Source organism: Paenibacillus ihbetae, assembly GCF_002741055.1.
GTDB lineage: Bacteria > Bacillota > Bacilli > Paenibacillales > Paenibacillaceae > Paenibacillus_AQ > Paenibacillus_AQ ihbetae.
The window spans coordinates 5,695,734-5,715,964 of sequence record NZ_CP016809.1 but is presented as its reverse complement, the minus strand read 5'-3'; the positions used below and the strand labels follow the sequence as shown (position 1 = coordinate 5,715,964).

At 49.0% G+C, this 20,231-nt stretch carries 17 protein-coding genes; 2 read left to right on the top strand and 15 right to left on the bottom strand.

What is annotated here, in order from left to right:
* Nucleotides 1–171: 171 nt before the first annotated feature.
* From BBD41_RS25735 to BBD41_RS25695, 9 genes are all read right to left on the bottom strand, one after another.
* Nucleotides 172–1,515 (bottom strand): helix-turn-helix domain-containing protein, encoded by a 1,344-nt coding sequence (locus BBD41_RS25735; protein WP_099479402.1) that lies wholly within the window; start codon nt 1,513–1,515, stop codon nt 172–174.
* Between the two features lie 118 nt (nt 1,516–1,633).
* A complete protein-coding gene (locus tag BBD41_RS25730; RefSeq protein WP_099479400.1) occupies nt 1,634–2,017 on the bottom strand; it encodes a hypothetical protein in 384 nt (127 codons plus the stop codon).
* Between the two features lie 95 nt (nt 2,018–2,112).
* Nucleotides 2,113–3,492, bottom strand: coding sequence for a helix-turn-helix transcriptional regulator (locus BBD41_RS25725; protein WP_099479398.1), 1,380 nt, complete (start codon nt 3,490–3,492; stop codon nt 2,113–2,115).
* Nucleotides 3,493–3,641: 149 nt separating this feature from the next.
* Nucleotides 3,642–5,021, bottom strand: coding sequence for a helix-turn-helix domain-containing protein (locus BBD41_RS25720; protein WP_099479396.1), 1,380 nt, complete (start codon nt 5,019–5,021; stop codon nt 3,642–3,644).
* A gap of 269 nt (nt 5,022–5,290) precedes the next feature.
* Entirely contained in the window at nt 5,291–6,682 is a 1,392-nt protein-coding gene (locus BBD41_RS25715; protein WP_099479394.1) for a helix-turn-helix domain-containing protein, read from the bottom strand.
* A gap of 274 nt (nt 6,683–6,956) precedes the next feature.
* A complete protein-coding gene (locus BBD41_RS25710; RefSeq protein WP_077566976.1) occupies nt 6,957–7,751 on the bottom strand; it encodes an ABC transporter ATP-binding protein in 795 nt (264 codons plus the stop codon).
* Nucleotides 7,751–8,671, bottom strand: a complete 921-nt coding sequence (locus BBD41_RS25705) for an ABC transporter permease (protein ID WP_077566977.1) — start codon at nt 8,669–8,671, stop codon at nt 7,751–7,753. Before BBD41_RS25705 ends, BBD41_RS25710 begins: the two co-directional genes overlap by 1 nt.
* A gap of 57 nt (nt 8,672–8,728) precedes the next feature.
* The gene (locus BBD41_RS25700; protein ID WP_077566978.1) at nt 8,729–9,766 is read right to left on the bottom strand and encodes an ABC transporter substrate-binding protein; all 1,038 of its coding nucleotides are present in this window, start codon (nt 9,764–9,766) and stop codon (nt 8,729–8,731) included.
* A 295-nt stretch (nt 9,767–10,061) separates the two neighbouring features.
* Complete coding sequence (locus tag BBD41_RS25695; protein WP_099479392.1) at nt 10,062–10,700, bottom strand: SGNH/GDSL hydrolase family protein; 639 nt, start codon at nt 10,698–10,700, stop codon at nt 10,062–10,064.
* Between the two features lie 200 nt (nt 10,701–10,900).
* On the opposite strand from BBD41_RS25695, the gene trhO reads away from it, so the two are divergent.
* On the top strand, nt 10,901–11,806 hold the full coding sequence (gene trhO, locus BBD41_RS25690; RefSeq protein WP_077566980.1) for an oxygen-dependent tRNA uridine(34) hydroxylase TrhO: 906 nt from the start codon (nt 10,901–10,903) through the stop codon (nt 11,804–11,806).
* Between the two features lie 93 nt (nt 11,807–11,899).
* Here the strand turns inward: trhO and BBD41_RS25685 are convergent, their stop codons facing one another.
* From BBD41_RS25685 to BBD41_RS25675, 3 genes are all read right to left on the bottom strand, one after another.
* The gene (locus BBD41_RS25685) at nt 11,900–12,148 is read right to left on the bottom strand and encodes a YuzB family protein (protein ID WP_028406770.1); all 249 of its coding nucleotides are present in this window, start codon (nt 12,146–12,148) and stop codon (nt 11,900–11,902) included.
* Nucleotides 12,149–12,277: 129 nt separating this feature from the next.
* Complete coding sequence (locus BBD41_RS25680; RefSeq protein WP_077566981.1) at nt 12,278–13,069, bottom strand: SDR family oxidoreductase; 792 nt, start codon at nt 13,067–13,069, stop codon at nt 12,278–12,280.
* A gap of 246 nt (nt 13,070–13,315) precedes the next feature.
* Complete coding sequence (locus BBD41_RS25675; RefSeq protein WP_077566982.1) at nt 13,316–14,398, bottom strand: lactonase family protein; 1,083 nt, start codon at nt 14,396–14,398, stop codon at nt 13,316–13,318.
* A 163-nt stretch (nt 14,399–14,561) separates the two neighbouring features.
* On the opposite strand from BBD41_RS25675, the gene BBD41_RS30065 reads away from it, so the two are divergent.
* A complete protein-coding gene (locus tag BBD41_RS30065; protein ID WP_167392994.1) occupies nt 14,562–14,738 on the top strand; it encodes a hypothetical protein in 177 nt (58 codons plus the stop codon).
* Nucleotides 14,739–14,936: 198 nt separating this feature from the next.
* On the opposite strand, the gene odhB is transcribed toward BBD41_RS30065, so the two are convergent.
* The 3 genes from odhB to BBD41_RS25660 all read right to left on the bottom strand — a co-directional run bounded on the left by odhB (nt 14,937) and on the right by BBD41_RS25660 (nt 20,211).
* Entirely contained in the window at nt 14,937–16,205 is a 1,269-nt protein-coding gene (odhB, locus tag BBD41_RS25670; protein WP_077566983.1) for a 2-oxoglutarate dehydrogenase complex dihydrolipoyllysine-residue succinyltransferase, read from the bottom strand.
* A gap of 5 nt (nt 16,206–16,210) precedes the next feature.
* Nucleotides 16,211–19,087 (bottom strand): 2-oxoglutarate dehydrogenase E1 component, encoded by a 2,877-nt coding sequence (locus BBD41_RS25665; protein ID WP_077566984.1) that lies wholly within the window; start codon nt 19,085–19,087, stop codon nt 16,211–16,213.
* A gap of 224 nt (nt 19,088–19,311) precedes the next feature.
* Entirely contained in the window at nt 19,312–20,211 is a 900-nt protein-coding gene (locus tag BBD41_RS25660; protein ID WP_077566985.1) for a DUF72 domain-containing protein, read from the bottom strand.
* Nucleotides 20,212–20,231 lie beyond the last annotated feature (20 nt).

Here is a 20,231-nt window from a genome sequence, read left to right as displayed (position 1 = left end):
AAAATAAACTTATCCGATTTTATCACAAACCCTTCCTTTCGGCTACCGATCATCACAAACTTCTGCATCCATCGGATGGGCAGCCCGTCTGTCACAACGAATGAAGAGCATGGTTCCAAGTCATTTTTACACGGGTTAGACGACCGGCATCCAGGCATAAACCGATAATTTCTAAACTTCACGGATTAGCTCCTGATAACGCTTCTGGATCTCTGCTGAAGCATATGAACGGAATTGCTCGAATAGCCCCATGCATCTTAGCATGCCCTTATCGCTCCGAATCCGAATCGAATATTCAAAACTGTCCACGATGTAGGCTAACCCGCGCTCGTACTGCTCGGCATTTAAGTAATAGATGCCTAGCTCGGCTAATAGGCGGGTGTAGCGGTTTAGATTAACTTGTTCACTGATTTTACCTAGTTTATTTTTTTGAGGCTGATATACAATAAACTCCTTGAAACGCTCCAAGATATGATCCACTTTAAAATCGTGCCGATTCGCAGCCAGCATGATGTAACTTAAAGCATGATATATTTCATCCTTTTGCTCGGATATATATTTTACGTAGGTATCTAGAATGTCAGTCTCACCACTCATTAGTTTGAGCATATATCTATTGGCTTTAGCCCACTCAGAAAATTGATCAATTATAATGAGTTCTTCTTCGCAAGGGTTAACCAACCAGCTGGGATTGTCATATAACGATACTATATCCGATGCTTTACCATAATTTCCTCGCTCTTTATGCGAATGGGATTCCATAAGATACGCATATAAGATATAAAAGCTGATGGGCTTCTTTGGGTAGACCTGCCCTTCATATAACTTTCTTTTTAAATTATAAAGCACTTTTGCAAGTAGCCTCATCTTCCTGCTTAAAAGTTCAATTTCTTCCCATCGGTGCAAGGATAAATAACTGTTAATTATTTTCGTATATGCATCGAGCTGATAGCATTCATCTAATTTGTCGATAAATGATTCAAAATGCACAGCGGCTTGTAAATTTTTCTCTTGATCAGCACTTAATTTGATTAAAAATAAACGATATTGACAAAAAGCCAATCGTTCAGAATGTTGGGACTTCTCACTCTCGGCTACACACTCATAGAGCATTTTTGCAGCTTCATACCTCCCCTCACCGAACAACGTTTCCGCTGTTTCAAAAAGCACAGGAAGATAACTCGTATTGTCCAATGTCATGCGGGCTGCCAGATCCAAACAATCGAGTTTGTTCAATTCGGCACAGCGGTGCAGAAATGGACCAAGCCGACGCCAATCCGGCTTCGAAGGAAATAGATATTCATGGATATACATTTCATAGAAATGCCCTTCACTGCATCCCATCGCTAAAGTCATTTGATCCAATTGTTTAATGGATATAGGGCGGCGACCATTAAGGATGTTGCTGAGGGTTCCGTTGTTTATCCCCGATATTCTTGCGAACTGGTTGATCGTCATCCCACGTTCATCGATATATCGTGTAATTTGCTCACGAATCGTGGCCGTCGATATCAATCCATAACACCCCAGAAACTGACCATTGCATTGTTATCCGACGCGCTGCTTTTATATTCGGAGCCAATAGTAATACATAGGTGAGGCCTCATTGGGCAGATTTTCGTACCGTCAAGATTTAAGGTTGTATGTGGACATTCGCTGCATACCATTCCCCCGAAGTTAGCTTTAGATCCAAACGGACGGGCTCTTTGAAACCAAAATGAGCATTTTCATATTGCTGAGTTACAAAGACTTTCGAAATGAAAAAGAAATGCAGCGGTAAAATTACCCCCACGTCATGTAATTCTTTATCGAATTCAAAATGACTTGCCGTCAATCCACGTTCGATTGGATTTATCGTTTGGAAGGCCGTTTGGTTCATATAATGCGAATAATCAAGGTCACCGCTCATTGCCTTTTCCAGAATAATTTTCGCATCATGAGCAATCCATACTCCAAATATAACGTAAGCTGCAACAAAGAGAATTGCTAGAGTTAGCATCTGCTTTTTGCCCCTCATAATCATCCCCCCTTTATCCCATATCTATAAAAAAATCCAGCACAATTGGTGAATTGCGCCTTCTGTCTATGCTCTATATAAAATCTTCATACCAACTATACGACCGGCATCCAGGCATAAACCGATAACTTTTGTACTTCGGTGATTAACTCCTGGTAGCGCTCCTGGATCTCGGACGATGCAAATGAACGGAACTGCTCAAATAGCCCCATGCATCTTAGCATGCCCTTATCGCTTCGAATCCGAATCGCATACTCGAAACTGTCCACGATGTAGGCTAACCCACGATCGTACTGCTTGGCATTCAGGTAATAGATGCCTAACTCAGCCAATAAGCGCGTGTAGTTGTTAAGGGTCACCTGCTCATTAACAGGAGCAATAACGTTCCGTTGCGATTTATAAACGAGGTAATCCTTAAATCGCTCTATCACATGATCGATATTTAATTTATGACGGTTGGCAGCCAATACAATATTGCATATCGCTGTGAAGATTTCGTCCTCTCTTGTAGAGATATACTCAACGTATTCAGGCAGCACTTCCCGGTCACCGCTTAATAGCCTGTACAAATAACGATTAGCAATGGCCCACTCGTGGAATTGATTTAAAATTTTGCGTTCTGCTTCGGAAGGATTAACGATCCAGTCTGGGAAGTCATATAGCGATACATATTCTAGAGCGCGTCCATAATCTTCGAAATGAGCATAATAATTTTCTAAGACCAAATAATAGTAGAGTACATAAAAGATGATTGGCTGATTGGGTTTACCCGAATCCGTATCCAAATAGTTGCCGTTATCATACTGAATACGGGCCTTTTTCCCCATCCTCTCCGCGAGATTTCGTATACTATCCCATCGATCGAGAGGAAGACTTACATTGATAACATGTACATATGCATCCAACTGATCCGCTTCATTTAAACGTTCTATGTAAGGTTCAAAGAGTACGACAGCTCGCCCATTTGATTCTTGATTGTTCTCAATTCGATGTTTAAATAGTCTATATTGACATAAGGCTAAGCGTTCGGAATGCTGATACTTCTCGCTTTCGGCTACGCATTCATAGAGCAATATTGCTGCTTTATATTTCGCTTCTTGCACAAACGTTTCCGCTAGATCATATAGCATTGGCAAATAGGTAGTGTTATCCAACGTCATCCGGACAGCCGTATCAAGACAGTCTAATTTATCAAGCTCCGCGCAGCGGTACAGAAACGGGCCTAAGCGACGCCAGTCCGGCGTAGAGTGAAAAATGCATTCATCGATGTACAGTTCATAGAAATGCCCCTCTTCCAATCCCATGACTGAAGTAATCCGGTCTAACTGCTTCATGGATAGTGGACGACGACCATTTATAATGCTGCTTAATGTTCCGCTGTTTATTCCTGTAGCATTGGCAAACTGGTTGATCGTCATTCCGTGCTCATCAATAAAACGTTCAATCTCTCCGCGAATCGTGGCTGTCGATTTCACGCAACAACACCCCCAAGCTCCACCCAAAATATACATTAATTACATTCTATTATTTAATATACCCCAGGCCAATAGTAAGGTTATACATGGAATTGATTGAAATAAATTTAAATTCCTATTGCCCACCTATAGCTTTTCGAATTGGTAGACTATATCATGGGCAACCATGCATAAACCGATAATTTTTGAACTTCGCTAATCAGGTTCTGATAGCGTTGCTGGATTTCGGGCGAAGCAAAGGGGCGGAATTGCTCGAACAGCCCCATACATCTCAGCATGCCTTTATCGCTGCGAATCCGAATTGAATACTCCAGACTATCCACGATGTAAGCTAAGCCCTCTTCGTATCGTTTAGCATTCAAATAATAAATGCCTAGCTCAGCTAAGAGGCGGGTATAGTTATTAATATTTACTTGTTCATCAATGGTGCCGATCCTGCTTTTTCGAGGCTTATAAGCGATATAATCCTTGTATCGCTCCAAAATATGATCCACTTGAAGATGATAGCGATTGGCAGCCACCATGATGTGAGTCAGAGCATGAAAAATCTCGTCTTCATTTGAGCTTATAAACTCTACGTACATGTCCAAACTGTCAGGCTGTCCACTCAGCAATCGATACAAATACCTATTGGCTTTGGCCCACTCGGAAAACTGATCCGTTATAACAAGTTCTTCTTGACTGGGATTATCCACCCAATCTGGATCTTGATAATACGATATCAATTCCAATGCTTTATCAAATTTCCCTCGCTCTTTGTAAGTATGGGATTCCATAAGATAAGAATATAAAATATAAAAAATCACCGGCTTGTTGGGATAATCTAGCACCTGATATGCATTCCTGTTCTCTGTGTAAAGCATTTTTGCTGCTTGTCTCATTCTCCTGCTTAAACGCTCAGCATCTTCCCAGCGATGCAATGCCGAATAGGTGTTTAATAGATTCTTGTATGCATCAAGTTGATAGCGTTCGTCCAATTTATCTATATAGGGTTCAAATTGTACTGCTGCCTGTAAGTTTTTCTCTTGGTCATCACTTAATTTGAGTGTGAATATTCGGTATTGACACAGAGCCAAGCGTTCAGAATGCTGTGATTTTTCACTCTCTGCAACACATTCATATAGCAGCATTGACGCTTCGTTTCTTCCTGAATAATAAAACGACTCTGCTAACTCAAATAACATGGGTGCATAGGAGACGTTATCCAGTATTATTCTGGCGGCTTTATCTAGGGAATCAAGCTTATCTAACTGAGCGCAGCGTTGCAGAAGCGGGCCCAACCGGCGCCAATCTGGTGTTAAGTGAAATATAAACTCGTCGATATACATGTCGTAGAAATGCCCGTCTTCCAACCCCATACAATGCGTAATCCGATCCAACTGCTGCATAGACATAGGGCGATGACCATTAAGAATACTGCTGAGTGTTCCGCTATTCACTCCTGAAAGCCTTGCAAATTGATTAATAGTTAAACGATGATGATGTAGAAATTTATCGATTTCACTGCGAATCGTGGCTGTCGTTTTCAAGCAACAACATCCCCCCAGAGCCTAACCAAATAAAAGTAAAAAGATGGAATTAAAAAGTTTTACTCCATTTTATGAACTTCATAAGTAACTATGTACCAATGGATCACTTCACTGAGTAACTCGATAAAAAAAACACTTTCAATATCGAAAGTGTTTTTTTTAATTCTTAAAACTCTGCCCCACTTCCATGTCCTCCTGATTGAAGAGTCATTATCTCACTGTTATCAGCATACGATGTACTAGAAGGGGTTACAGTAATAACCAAGGCGCTACAAATAGCTAATAGACAAACCAATTTTTTTATCATTTATTTTCTGCACCTCACTTACCAATTTTTTATATTGCTGCTGTGCTTCGTCTGTTGCATTTTGACGAAATTGCTCAAATATTCCCATACATCTCAGCATACCATTACTGCTATTTATTGCAATACAATATTTCAGACTCTCTAAAATATATTCCATACCTTTCTCAAATCTTTTCAAGTTTAAATAATATAGGCCCAATTCGGATAATAATCTTGTAAAACGACTTAATGTCACTTGATTACTAACTTTAGCAACAGAATACGTTTGTTCCTTATATACTAAGTAATCCTTAAATCGTTCCAGAATATGATCAACATTTAATTTATATAGGTTCGCAACAATCATAATATTGCAAACTGCTGTAAATATCTCGCTCTCTCTTTCGGCAATATATTCTACGTATTCAGATAATACATCAACATGACCCGCCAATAGTTGATATAAGTAACGATTAGCTACCGCCCATTCCTTAAACTGTACCAGAATGACACGTTCCTCTTCATTCGGGTCAACTACCCAATCCGGATCATCGTATAGAGATACGAAGTGCAATGCTTTCTCGTAGTCCCTTTCCTCGCTATAGAAATTTTCAATGGAAAGGTATGCGTACAGAATGTAGGAGATAATCGGCTTCTTTTTTCCTTGTTTATTTGTTATCTTTGAGGATCTGCTATATTTATACTGAACCGTTGCTAGCTGCAACATTTTTTCGGCCAAGATCTTAACTTTGCTCAAACGATTTAAAGATAGATTTATATTTATTAACTTCACATAAGCATCCAACTGATAACCCTCATCCAACCGATCAATATACGGCTCAAAAGACACGGCCGCTTGCAGATTCGCCTCCTGGTCCTCCGACAAGCTGAGCATAAAAAGCCGGTACTGGCAAAGAGCCAGCCGTTCGGAATGCTGGAACTTCTCGCTCTCGGCAACGCATTGATATAAAATGGCGGCTGCCTCATTCTTCCCTTCTTGAAACAAGGTCTCCGCCATGTCGAACAGCATCGGGGCATACGCGACATTATCCATCGTCATCCGGATCGCACGGTCCAGACAATCCAGCTTGTCCAGCTCGGCACAGCGAAGAAGGAAGGGGCCCAGGCGCCGCCAATCGGGCGTGGCATGAAAAATACATTCATCTATGTACAAATCGTAGAAATAACCATCAGGAAGTCCCATCCCGGACGTGATCCTGTCCAGCTGCTGCATCGAAATTGGTCGGTTCCCGTTCAGGATGTTGCTGAGCGTGCCGCTGTTCACCCCCGATAAATCTGCAAACCGGTTTATCGTCATCCCATGCTTGCGCAAATGCTCTTCTAACTGTTCGCGAATCGTGGTTAATTTCTCCAAGCTAACACCACCTCCGGGGTTGCAACCAAATATTAGGATATTGCTGTATATAGCTATCATATTGATTAATATTACACCGGTCAATACTTATTTACGTCATTATTTGACATTTGGTTTCGAAAATAAGAGAAAATATTTAAAGATTCAAGTATTTCCTGGAGGTTTCCCCAATAAAAAAAGAGAACAGGCGTTTCCCGGTATGGACCGAAAAACGCCTGCATCCTATATCAAATATTCATGAAGTCGTCCGAACGCCGTTAAAGTTTTTTAACGATTAACCCAGCACAAGCCGGTCATCCGACAGCTTATGACCGCTGATCTGCTCGAACTCGCCGAGCAGCTGTTCAACGGTCAGCGATTGCTTGCGCTGCTCGTCCACATCGAGAATAATTCGTCCCTTATCCATCATAATGAGTCGATTACCGAGGCGGATCGCTTGCTCCATATTGTGGGTCACCATGAGTGTCGTCAGGTTCATATCCCGGACGATCTCGTCGGTAATGCGTGTGATCAGCTCCGCACGGGCCGGGTCCAGCGCCGCTGTATGCTCGTCAAGCAGCAGAATCTGCGGCTCCGTGAATGTCGCCATCAGGAGGCTGAGTGCTTGGCGTTCACCGCCCGAGAGCATGCCAACCTTCGCGCGAAGTCGATTTTCCAGGCCAATGCCGAGCCGTTCCAAATGCTGACGGAACGCCGTACGCTTGGCTGCGGATACCCCGATCCCAAGTCCGCGGGATTTCCCCCGCTTTAATGCCATCGCCAGGTTTTCTTCAATCGTCATATGCGGTGCCGTGCCTGCCATCGGATCCTGGAACACGCGGCCGATCCAGCGGCTGCGGCGGAATTCGGGCAGGTGACCGATGTCGTTGCCGTCAATCCGGACCTCGCCCGCATCGGGCCTCAGCACTCCGGATATGATGTTCATTAATGTGGATTTGCCTGCACCGTTGCTTCCGATGACCGTAACGAAATCGCCGGGCTTCAGATGAAGGTTCACATCCATGAGAGCAACCTTCTCATCCACCGTTCCAGGGTTAAAAAGCTTGGATACATGATTCATCTGCAGCATTAAAAGGCACCTCCTTCCGACTTGCCTTGAGCGGTCAGCAGCTCGGTCGAACGCTTCTTCGCCTGCGATCGCTGCTTCATCGACCGCTGCACGGTCGGCAGCACAAGCGCGACAATTACGATAACGGCGGTAATCAGCTTCAGGTCGGAAGCTTCAAGCCAAGGGATTTCATAGGCAGCCGCAACCACGATCCGATAAATAATCGAACCGCATACCACCGCAAGTGTCGTACGGAATACGGAGCCCTTGCCAAGGATCGCTTCACCGATAATGACAGACGCCAGACCGATCACGATCATCCCGATCCCTGAGCTGATATCCGCAAAGCTGGACTGCTGCGCAACGACGGCGCCTGAAAAGGCAACCAAGCCGTTGGAAATGCTGAGCCCGAGAATCGTGGTTGTATCGGTGTTCGCGCCGAAGCTGCGGATCATCCGTTTGTTGTCCCCCGTTGCCCGCAGGGCAAGACCGAGATCGGTGCGGAAGAACGCATCCAGCAATAGCTTCACGATGATCACAATAACAAGCATGACATAAATCGGATCGATAGAGCCGAATACGTTATCCTCCTGGCTGAGCGAGATGTTCGGCTTGCCCATAATCCGCATGTTAATGGAATAAAGGGCAATCATCATAATAATCCCGGACAGCAATCCGTTAATCTTGCCCTTCGTATGAAGGAGTCCTGTGCATACCCCCGCGGCCATCCCGCCGGCAATCGCAACCAACGTTGCAAGCCAAGGGTTGGTGCCGTTTATAATCAGTACGGCTGCAATCGCGCCCCCCATGGTAAAGCTTCCATCCACCGTAAGATCCGGAAAATCCAAAATGCGGAACGTAATATAAACGCCAAGTGCCATCAGCGCATACAACAGACCTAATTCAATCGGACCGTCCAGTCTCATCAGGAATTCCAACATGTCTTGACCTCCTTTATGATTAAGGAAGGCGCGGGCTCAAGACTCCGCGCCTTACATTTACTCAATGATGTTGTTGTCAGGGTCTTTGACTTCCTGCTTCATGGCGTCCGTAACCTCGATGCCGTAGTCCGCCGCAGCCTTCACATTGAGAATCAGATCCAGCTTGTCAGGCTTCGTGATTTCCATGTCAGCCGGCTTCTTGCCGTTCTTCAAAATCTCTACCGCCATCTGACCAACCTGATACCCATGGTCATAATACTTGAAGCCAACGGTAGCAAAAGCCCCCTTCTCCACCGTGTCGCGGTCACTGGAGAAGAACGGAATTTTATTCTGTTGGGCGGTTTGAATAATCGTGTCCACTCCGCTTACAACCCGGTTGTCGAGCGTAATATAGAATGCATCCACCTTACCGACCAGAGACTCGGCAGCCTGCTTCACTTCCGAAGTATTGGTGACAGAAGCCTTCACCAGTTCGATCCCATGCTCCGCGAGCACCTCTTCGGCTGTCTTGGCCATGACGACGGCATTCGCTTCCCCTTCATCGATGATCAAACCAATCTTCTTCACATTAGGAAAATGGGTGCTGACAAAATTCATCAGCTGCTTTGTCGCTTCCGGATTCGTGTCGGAAGCGCCGGTAACGTTGCCGCCCGGCTTCTGCAGGTCGCTGACCAGCTTCGCATCCAGCGGGTCGGTAACCGCTGCAAACAGGACCGGCTTCTCCTTCACTTCGTTTGCCACGGCTTGCGCGGATGGCGTAGCAATCGCCACAACCAAATCGGCTTTCGAATCCTTCAGCTTCTGAGCGATGGTGTGATTGTTCGTTGAATCGTTCTGAGCATTGTTATAGTCAAGCTTCAGCGTGTTGTCCTCTTCCGATATTCCGGCATCCTTCAGCGCCGCAAGAATTCCTTCCCTCGTTGCGTCAAGGGACGGATGCTCTACATATTGCGAGATCGCGATGCTGTAAGACTTCTTCTCGGCATCGCCGCCGCTTCCTGTCTCCGTACTTCCGCCTTCCGGCTTGTCCCCGCAGCCGACTGCCGTCACGAGCACTGCCGACAATGCAAGTGATACCCACATTTTTCTCTTCATCTAATGAATCCCCTCTCTCATGAATGACCCGTTCGTTTCGTCATTTAAGCTTCGACACAAAGCGACAACGCATCGCCGCTTTTATTGACAAAAGCATTAAAGTAAAAAAATAGGACGCACCAATTGAACAACGGTCTATTATGAACCATTGTAAAGGTATCCAAACACATTCGTCAATCAGGATTTTCTTTACTTCTGGAGCATCTCCTGTCGAATGAACGAAACGTCCCCGGAGGGCTCTCTCCGGGGACGTTGTCTCCCAATAATGCCTTGTATATGAAGCGGATAAACAGCCTTACAGCACCGAACGTCCCTGAATAGCTGCGAGCCAGGACTGAGCAATCAGCGCATGGCCCGCTGGGGTAGGATGCACGCCGTCTTCAGCCCAGTAGGTCATCTCGATCGTGGAGCTTGCAGCAGCAAAAATACCGTCCAACGGCACATACAGTGTCTCAAACTCCCGCGACAGCTCCCGCACCGCCGCAATCTTCGGGTCCAGATCCTCGCGCCACTCCTTCTTATCCTCCGTGACGGGCAGCAGAAACGGTTCCATAAGAATCAGTCTCGCGCCTGTATGCTCTCGGGTCTGGAACAGCAGCTCCCTATAGCCTTCATAAAAAGCCTCAACTGAAGTCGGCTCTCCCCGCCTGTATTTCCTCCCCGTCTCGTTGATGCCGACGAGAATCGAAACCCAAGTCGGGTCGAGCCGTATACAATCTTCCTCCCATCGTCCCCGAAGATCAACAACCCGGTTTCCGCTGATGCCGCGATTTACAAACCGTAAACGCTTATGAGGCTGCTCCATGCTCAACCGGGCCGCAGCCATCAGTGCATATCCTTGCCCCAAACTGCTAGGCTCCTCATAATTCCGACCACAATCGGTAATACTGTCGCCTTGAAACAATACGAGCGCATTTTGTTCGATATGTACCATGCTGTTCACGCCTCCAATTAATGAAAGTGTTCGCATTCCTGCTCCTTCATCATAACCGCTTTACAGCGTTCATGAAACCCTAAAATTCACATTTCATGGCAAACTTTCTATACATTTAAGTTGACTAAGTGGTCTGAAATCAACTACAATTCTATAAGTATGCTTTTGGCTAACACTATCAACAGAACAGGTGATAAAACATGACTGATTCACAGCAATATCAAATTTTGCTTTATTATAAATTCGTGCCGATTCCGGACCCGGAGGCCTTCAAGGAGGAACATCTGCAGTACTGCAAGGAGCTGGGCCTCAAGGGCCGCATCCTGGTTGCAGCCGAAGGCATCAACGGTACCGTGTCCGGTACGATTGAACAGACAGAGCAGTATATGCGGGATATGCACGCCAATCCGCTGTTCGCCGATATGGTGTTTAAGGTGGACCCTTCCGAAGGGCATGCGTTCAAAAAAATGTTCGTCCGTCATCGTAAGGAGCTCGTGACCTTCCGTGTCGAGGACGAGCTGGATCCGAATGTCATCAGCGGCAAGCGCCTGTCGCCGAAGGAATTTTTCGAGTACCTTCAACGCGATGATGTCATCGTCATTGACGGCCGCAATGATTACGAATACGATATCGGCCATTTCCGCAACGCCATTCGGCCGGATGTGCAGTCGTTCCGCGAGTTTCCGGAATGGATTCGGGAGAACCTGTCCGAGCATAAGGATAAGATCATCCTGACTTACTGCACCGGCGGCATCCGCTGTGAGAAGCTGACAGGATTCATGCTGAAGGAAGGATTCCATGATGTTGCCCAGCTGGAGGGCGGGATCGTAACGTACGGGAAGGATCCTGAGGTTCAAGGCCGGCTGTTCGACGGCAAATGCTACGTCTTTGATGAGCGCATTTCCGTGCCTATCAACCGCACCGATGAAGATATCATCGTCGGAAAATGCCATCACTGCGGCAAGCCGGAGGACCGTTACATCAACTGCGATAACGATGCATGCCATTTGCAGCATATTTGCTGCGAGGAATGCGAAGAGCTTCACAATAGCTGCTGCTCCGCCGAGTGCGAAGAGATTGTTGCTGCAAGCCATCACGCTTCCTAAAGTCCCCAATATTATAGAAAAGGGCATGTCGCTTGGAATGAGCGACATGCCCTTTTTGAATATATCATATAACGAAGCATCGCTTAGGACGCTTTAAATCTCATTGTAGATGGCCAACTCAGCTTCGATGGCTGCCTTAATCTTCTCGATGCACTCCTCCGTCGTGGCTGCAAATACACGCTTGCCATTGACCAGCGCGTAGGGGCGCAGCTTGCATAGCCCGCACAGGTTCATACAATCTGCACGCAGCACGGCGATCTCGGGATACAGCTCCTCCAGGTGCTCGAGCTCCAAAGCGCTCATCAAGTTGCTGTCGCACACTTCCACGATGACGATTCCCATCGATATCACCACTATTCTATTTGACAATATATCTATTTATTATGCGACAATAAAGTCCATATTGTCAAATCCGCCAGCGGTGCGGGCACCTAGCTGACCGAGCGCTCAAGTTAAGCTTGAGCCGGCCAATCAATGGATCAGAGACTCGGCTCCATCGATATAAATTTCGGTTCCGGTAATGTGCGAGGCGTCGTCGGATGCCAGGAAAGCGACCAGACGGGCAACCTGCTCCGGCTGGCCGGGACCGTTCGCCAGCGGCTGATCCCCTTCCGGGTATTCGATCGGAATCGTCACTTCCTCCAGCTCCGGCTTGGCAATCGTGCTGGAGTCGATATTGGTTGCAATGGCTCCCGGACAAATCGCGTTCACGCGGATTTTGTAACGGGCCAGCTCCAGCGCCGCCATCTTCATGAAAGCCACCTGCCCTGCCTTGGTCGTGCTGTAGGCGGAAAATCCGAAGCCGGTGAACACCCGGTTGCCGTTTATCGAGCTCGTAATGATGATGCTGCCGCCCTTCTCCTTCAAATAAGGAATCGAATATTTCACCGTCGCAAAGGTTCCCCTCAGGTTCGTATTGATCGTTGTATCCCACTCGTCCAGCTCCATCGTCTCAATCGGAGCTTTCGTACCGTTAATGCCGGCGTTGGCAAAAACAATATCGAGGCCGCCCCATTTCTCCACCGCTTGCTGAAAACAATCCTTTAGGGTCTCCGCTTTCGAAATATCGCAATTGCCGGTTATCGCTTGCCCCCCGGCAGCCTCAATCTGCTTACGAACCTTCTCCACCCGTTCAGGGTCAATATCGATCAGCAGCACGTTCGCTCCCTGCTCCGCCATCAGAAGGGCTGCAGCACGGCCGATTCCTGAGCCTGCACCTGTAATGATTGCCGTCTTCCCTTTCAATTGTTGGTTCATAGACATTGCCACACCCTCCTCAATTACATGTTCATGTTATTACATAACCAATCGAGGCGAGCTCTGAATCCCGTCAAACGCCAAACGCGGAGCCGCTTAAGGTCAGCGAAGCGATTTGCCTGCACGAAAAAGCGCCCCTGCAAGGCAACGAACCTTTAGGTCCATTGCCTGCATAGAGCGCTTCTCTAAGCAATTCCAAGGATTATTTCTCAAGCAATCGCGATCCACTACAAATACAAACCATTTCAGCTGTTATCCGTTAAATACGGCCGGTTTCACGCAGACCGGCTTGGATTGGGATACGGTATAACCGGTGAAGGCAAGCTTTCCGTCCTCCGGATTTACCGTAAAGAGCACGAGATTATTACCGTCCCGGTTGGCCGCCAGCAGCTGCTTCCCGCCCGGCAGCAGGCTGAAATGCCGCGGGTGGCCGCCCTCGGTCGAAATATACTGAACCGGATTCAGGAGCCCGCTATCCTGGTGGACGGTGAATACCACGATACTGTCATGTCCGCGGTTCGATCCGTACACCGTCCGGCCGTCGCCGGATACCGCAATTTCGGCGCAGGAGCTTTCCCCTTCGAAATCGGCAGGCAACGTCGAGACCGTCCCAAGCGGCGTCAGACTGCCGTCTTCACTCGAATACCGGAGCGTCGTCACGCTGGAGTTCAACTCATTAATGACGTATGCATAGGCTCCGCCCGGATGGAAGGCCAAATGGCGAGGCCCCGCCCCGTCCTCAAGCTGGGTTTCGCGAACGAAACGAAGCTGGCCCTGCTCGCTGTCTAAGGTATAGGTCATAATCTTATCCAATCCTAAATCCTGCACGAATATGTATCGTCCATCCGGACTGTAAAAGGCGGAATGCGCTCTCGGCTGCTGATCCTCCCGGACATGGACAAGCTCGGCGTGCTTCTTCTCATCCAGCAGTTCACCCGCCGTACCGTCCTCGTTAATCCGGTGAAGGCCGATCAGTCCCCCGTGAAAGCTGGATACGATCAGAAACGTACTCCCCTCGTCCCGTTGAATATGGCAAGTTGAGCTGCTGACACTCCGAACGCGGCTCAATTCTTTCAGCTTGCCGGTATCAGGTTGAATCCCGAATGTGACGATCTCGGCTGCTTTATTGCCCTGGTCCGATATCTCCCCGATGGCATACAGCCGCTTGGCTGCCGGATCCACATTTAGAAATGTCGGATTCTTGATCCCTGAGACTTCGTCCAGCAGCTGAAGCTCTCCGGATGCCTCGTCCACGGCATATACGCAGATTCCGGTCTGATCGGCTTCGGCATAAGCGCCTGTAAAGAGTAATGTATGCTGTGATTGTTGTTGCATAGAAGACAACTCCTCTCGATATCGGTTATTCATGCGATTCGTCTCTGTAACATGTTAACGTCAAGTATGCGGAAAATCAAATTCCTCCGCAAACGGCTCTTCCCTGTTTGTCTTTTGTCACACAGGGTATGTAATACTATATTCGTATGAAGGAGGTATTCCCATGACATCATCTAGCGGCGATGAAGTGCGCAATCACCAGTACACGGAGAACGATTCCAAAGAGCAGCGAGACAAGGTGAAGAAGCATCAGGATATCGAGCCTCAGGCTGAGAACTGGAATCCTCGCGATACCACGGAATCGAAAGGACAAGACCAGAAGCAGGGTTCCTCCTCGTAGAGGCGCATGCTTTCGAATCACAGCGCAGCATCATCTGTATTTAAGGACAATGGCCAATGTGTAGAATAGGCATCGCTATCCATAGTAGTACCATGCCATCTGCATCGAAGGACAAATCATCGGATAAGGCGTAAAAGAGGGCCGCATGGACTTTCCCATGCGGCCCTTTATTTCTTGATGGATGTCGCTGTCTTGGCATTAACCTTCCAACAGCAGAGATTCCGGATCTTCCAGCAGCTCTTTTACGGTGACCAAGAAGCGAACCGCTTCTGCGCCGTCGACGATTCGATGGTCATACGACAATGCGATGTACATCATCGGACGATTCTCCATACGCTCCTCATCGATAGCAACCGGACGAATCTGGATCTTATGCATACCCAGGATGCCGACCTGCGGTGTATTCAGGATTGGTGTCGACAGCAGCGATCCGAAGACGCCTCCGTTCGTAATCGTAAAGGTTCCGCCTTGCAGCTCGGACAGCGACAAGGTGTTACTGCGTGCCTTGTTCGCGAGGTTCACGATTTCCTTCTCGATCTCGGCGAATCCGAGACGGTCAGCGTCACGAACGACAGGAACGACGAGTCCTTCCTTCGCCGAAACGGCAATGCCGATATCATAAAACTTCTTCACGACGATATCGTCACCGTCAATTTCCGCATTGAGCAGCGGGAACTTCTTCAATGCGCCGACAACAGCCTTCGTAAAGAACGACATGAAGCCCAGTCCAACGTCATGCTTTTCCTTGAAAGCGTCCTTGCGGCGCTTACGCACATCCAGGATAGCGGTCATGTCGACTTCGTTGAAGGTGGTCAGCATTGCAGCCGTGTGCTGCGCCTCGACCAGGCGATTGGCGATTGTCTGACGGCGGCGAGACATCCGCGTACGCTCGACAGGCTTGCCGTATTCCGCAGCCGGTGCCTGCACCGCGGGAGCTGCTGGCGTGGACGGCTTGCTTGCAGGCGCAGCAGGCTTACTGCCTTCTGTATGGTTCTTCACATCATCGTGATAAATGCGACCGATTGGGTCGCGGCCCTGTACCTGTTCCAGGTCAATCCCGCGCTCACGAGCCAGCTTGCGTGCGGACGGCGATGCAGTCAAATTCGAGCCTTCTCCACCGGCTTCCGGTGCAGGCGCTGGTGCCTTTGGTGCCTCTTGCGCAGGCTGGGCCGCTGCCGGAGGAGCAGCAGGAGCTTCCGCTTGCGGCGCAGGTGCGCTTGGCTTAACGCCTTCCTGTGGAGAGATTTGGCCGATGACTTCGCCGATCGTAACATTTTCTCCTTCTTGGCGAAGGATTTTTTCCACAACGCCTTCAGACTCCGCGCTAATTTCCAGATTAACCTTATCCGTTTCTAACTCGAGCAGAACGTCACCGATGTTGACGCGGTCCCCTTCTTTCACGTGCCATTTGAATATCGTTCCTTCGGTGATGGATTCGCCCATAGCTGGTACAGTAATTTCACTCACAGCCGCTACCTCCCCAATGAGATCTGTTGATTTATAGTTTTACGATTAAGGGCAAACGAAATGATCGTCTGTTGTTCGTATGCGTGTACATCCTGATATCCGGTGGCCGGGCTGGACCGTTCAGGTCGTCCGTTGTAACGAACCTCTACGCCGCTTGGCGCGATTTCGCGGATTCTTGGTTCCATGAAGCTCCAGGAGCCCATATTCTGCGGTTCTTCCTGAACCCACAGAATTTCCTTGAGATTCGGGAACTTTTGCATAATGCGCGAAATTTCTTCTTTCGGGAACGGATACAGCTGTTCCACCCGCGCAATATGAATCCAGGAGTGATCTTCGCCCTTCTGCTTGTCGAGTGCTTCGTCCAGATCGATCGCCACTTTCCCCGAGCACAGCACGAGGCGTTCGACCTTCTTCGGCGATTGTCCGAGACCAGGCTGCTCCAGCACCTTCTGGAAGCCGCCTTCGCTAAATGCGCTAACCGGCGATGCAACGCGCGGATTCCGGATCAAGCTCTTCGGAGCCATCAGCACGAGCGGACGGGCATCGTCCGTTTCCGTCAGCGACGCTTGCTTGCGCAGCAGATGGAAGTATTGCGCGGCCGACGTCAGGTTAGCCACCGTCCAGTTATCTTCCCCGCTCAGCTGCAAGAAGCGCTCGAGTCTTGCGCTGGAATGCTCAGGACCGTTCCCTTCATATCCATGCGGCAGCAGCATGACAAGGCTCGATTTCTGTCTCCACTTCGAACGGCCTGCCGAGATGAACTGGTCGATGATAACTTGGGCGCAGTTCGTGAAGTCCCCGTATTGCGCTTCCCAAATCACCATCGTCTCCGGCGAATACACATTGTAGCCGTATTCGAAGCCGACAACCGCTGCTTCTGTAAGCGGACTGTTGTGAATCGCAAACGATGCCTTTGCCTGCGGCAAACGGTGCAGCGGGCAGAACGTATCTCCATTCGCGGCATCATGCAGAACCAGGTTCCGGTGCGCAAATGTTGCGCGCTCAGCATCCTGTCCGGTAATCCGGATCGGCTTGCCGTCTGAAAGAATCGTAGCGAACGCCAGCGTCTCTGCATGGCCCCAGTCTACCTTCCCGCCTTCGTCAAGCGCGTTGCTGCGGCGCTCCAGGATGCGCTGAAGCTTCGGATATACCGTGAAGCCTTCCGGCCATTGCAGGAGCTCGCGGTTAATCGCACGAAGCTGTTCCGCGGATACATTCGTAGCCGTTTCCTTCTTGGAGTTCTCGTCGGACGGGTTGATGCCGAGCAGAACCGAGTCCACCGAATCCTTCGATTTCACGGTTTCATAAGCAGCTTTCAGCACTTCGACCACTGCGTTCTTCAGTTCGTCCGCCTGCGCTTGGGACAGCACCTGGCTATCCACCAGTTTCTTCATATATAATGTGCTGACCGTAGGGTGATTCTTCACCTTCTGGTAAATCAGCGGCTGAGTCGTTTCCGGATCGTCAGTCTCGTTATGGCCGTACTTGCGGTAGCCGACCAGGTCGATCAGAATGCTCTTCTTGAACTTGTTGCGGTAATCGCTCGCGAGACGGGCAGCAGCGATACATGCTTCCGGATCGTCCGCATTCACGTGAATGATCGGGATTTCATATCCTTTCGCCAGATCGCTGGCGTAATGCGTGGATCTCGAATCCTTCCCTTCCGTCGTAAAGCCGATCCGGTTATTGACGATAATATGAATCGTTCCGCCGGTACGGAAGCCAGGCAGCTTGTTGAAGTTGAGCGTCTCCGGTACGATTCCCTCGCCCGGGAACGCAGAGTCGCCGTGAATCTGAATGCTGACGGCCTTGTTGACGTCCTGCTTCGGATAGCCGGCTTCGCTGCGGGTTTCTTGAGCCGCGCGCGTGTACCCTTCAACGACCGGATTGACGTATTCCAGGTGGCTCGGGTTGTTGGCTAACGTAATACGAACCTCGCGGGCCTCGTTCTTCTTCATATAACGATCGGCGCCCAAGTGATATTTCACGTCGCCGGTCCAGCCGTAATTCATGCCCATCGAGCCTTCGGAAGGCACCAGATGCTTATTCGGCGAATGCATGAACTCGGAGAAGATCTTGGTGTAATCCTTCCCGAGAATATGCGCAAGCACGTTCAGACGTCCGCGGTGCGCCATGCCGACAAGGATCGAGTTGACCTCCACTTCCGCTAATTGCTGGACGATTTCGTCAAGCAGCGGCACCAGCGCTTCGTTCCCTTCGACCGAGAAGCGCTTTGCACCAACGAAGGTACGGTGCAGGAATTCCTCGAATTGCTCGGCCTCCAGCAGCTTCTTCAGGAGCTCCTTACGCTCTTCGACGCTCAGGTTAAGCGGGAAGCGTCCGGACTCCGCTTGTTGGTTAAGCCATTTCCGTTCTTCTTCATCATGAATGTGGCTGAATTCATATGCAATGGTTCCAGTATATAGTTTCAGCAGCCGCTGGATGGCATCCCAACCGTTCTTGACATCGCCGGGAGCCTCCTCCCAGACGATCTCGGCAGGCAAGGCCGCCAAATCCGCTTGGCTTAACTGATAGCTTTCAGGCTGAAGCAGTCGTGTATCCGTTTCACCGCCGATTCCGATCGGGTCGATGACGGCGGCCAAATGGCCGTATGTTCTAATGTTCCATACCAGTTTACCGGCGGCTACGCTTTTCTTAAGCAATTGCGGGTCAAGTCCTACGCCTTGTCCCTGCGAATCCGCTTTCTTTTCATTGTTTTCCAAAGCAGGGGGCGGTCCCCAGCTGGCGAACAGTTCACGGTATCCTGGTTCCACAGACTGCGGGTCTTGCAAAAACTTCTCGTACTGATCTTGAATGTACCCCAGGTTCGGACCGTGATATTTTTGCCATGGTCCCACTGCCTTACTGTCAAGGGTCTTCATCGCTGACTCCCTCCGTCAGATTATTTTGATAGTTCATGGACGGAATTTCATTTTTTACATTCGCAAAACACTTTCTTACGATTTCATTATAATACACTTGACCGCAGAACCGAAAATACCCTTTATATATAATAATGATCTCATAAACAGATGGATTTGCGTCAATTTTATGACGGTTTCGGACAACGGCTTCCAGTTCCCTGTTTGGTTTACATTTAAAGTCATTAATCAGTAAAAATATCCTCTTCCAGCCAATCCATCTGCCTGATCGGTTCGGGTCCGCTGTCCATTCCAAACATGCGAAGGAGCTGCTTCGCATTATCGGATGCATCGCCTCCCGAGTTGTTATTGAAGATAATCCAGCATTGGCTCGTCTCCTCAAGCAGCTTCAGCACGGATTCCTTCCACTGCGCAAGCTCTTCCTCATTGTATCTGTACAAATAACGGACCTCCCGCCAATTCGGCTGCCCGCCCGTTTGCCACCCTTTCTCATTGCGGCCATGCATGCGAATCATAACCGCATCCTGACGGGTTGCGGCAAGGACAGCCGGTACCGATCCGATTCCGGCCTGGGGCTCATCGGCAATGCTGTGAATCCACCCCTCGCTTCGCATGAAATCCAGCGTCTTCTCCCGGAATTCGGGAGCGAACCAGGTCTGATGGCGAAATTCCAGGGCAACCGGCAGATCCTCCATCCATTCACGCGTCCGTTTCAAAATGTCCACATGCTTCCGCTCGCAGCCAAACCACGGCGGATATTGAAACAGCACCGCTCTCAGCTTGCCGGCGGCTTGAAGGGCCCTTACCGAAGCCCGGAACTCGTCGAACATGCTTCTCGTGTTGGAATATCTCGACAAGGTGCCGCCTCTGGCATGGCCGGTCATGCCTTGATAGGCTTTGACAATAAATCCGAAATGGGCGGGCACGGCATGAGCCCATTTGTCCATCTGCTCCGGAGAGGGTATCGCATAGAACGAGTTGTCCATCTCCACGATCGGAAAGTGCCGTGCGTACATGCCCAGCCGATCGGAGGCCTTCGCTCCATCATCGTACAGCTTGTCATGATCTCCCCAGCCGGACAGGCCGATCTGGATTCTTCGCTCGAACTGTTCTTCCTTTACCATAGCCATCCTCTCACTTGCAT

Coding starts and splice junctions, on each gene's coding strand:
- BBD41_RS25700 (WP_077566978.1), bottom strand. CDS start 9,766: ATGAAGAGAAAAATGTGGGTATCACTTGCATTGTCGGCAGTGCTCGTG.
- BBD41_RS25685 (WP_028406770.1), bottom strand. CDS start 12,148: ATGGGAATCGTCATCGTGGAAGTGTGCGACAGCAACTTGATGAGCGCT.
- BBD41_RS25675 (WP_077566982.1), bottom strand. CDS start 14,398: ATGCAACAACAATCACAGCATACATTACTCTTTACAGGCGCTTATGCC.
- BBD41_RS25695 (WP_099479392.1), bottom strand. CDS start 10,700: ATGGTACATATCGAACAAAATGCGCTCGTATTGTTTCAAGGCGACAGT.
- BBD41_RS25665 (WP_077566984.1), bottom strand. CDS start 19,087: ATGAAGACCCTTGACAGTAAGGCAGTGGGACCATGGCAAAAATATCAC.
- BBD41_RS25660 (WP_077566985.1), bottom strand. CDS start 20,211: ATGGTAAAGGAAGAACAGTTCGAGCGAAGAATCCAGATCGGCCTGTCC.
- trhO (WP_077566980.1), top strand. CDS start 10,901: ATGACTGATTCACAGCAATATCAAATTTTGCTTTATTATAAATTCGTG.
- BBD41_RS25705 (WP_077566977.1), bottom strand. CDS start 8,671: ATGTTGGAATTCCTGATGAGACTGGACGGTCCGATTGAATTAGGTCTG.
- BBD41_RS25730 (WP_099479400.1), bottom strand. CDS start 2,017: ATGAGGGGCAAAAAGCAGATGCTAACTCTAGCAATTCTCTTTGTTGCA.
- BBD41_RS25710 (WP_077566976.1), bottom strand. CDS start 7,751: ATGCTGCAGATGAATCATGTATCCAAGCTTTTTAACCCTGGAACGGTG.
- BBD41_RS30065 (WP_167392994.1), top strand. CDS start 14,562: ATGACATCATCTAGCGGCGATGAAGTGCGCAATCACCAGTACACGGAG.
- BBD41_RS25680 (WP_077566981.1), bottom strand. CDS start 13,069: ATGTCTATGAACCAACAATTGAAAGGGAAGACGGCAATCATTACAGGT.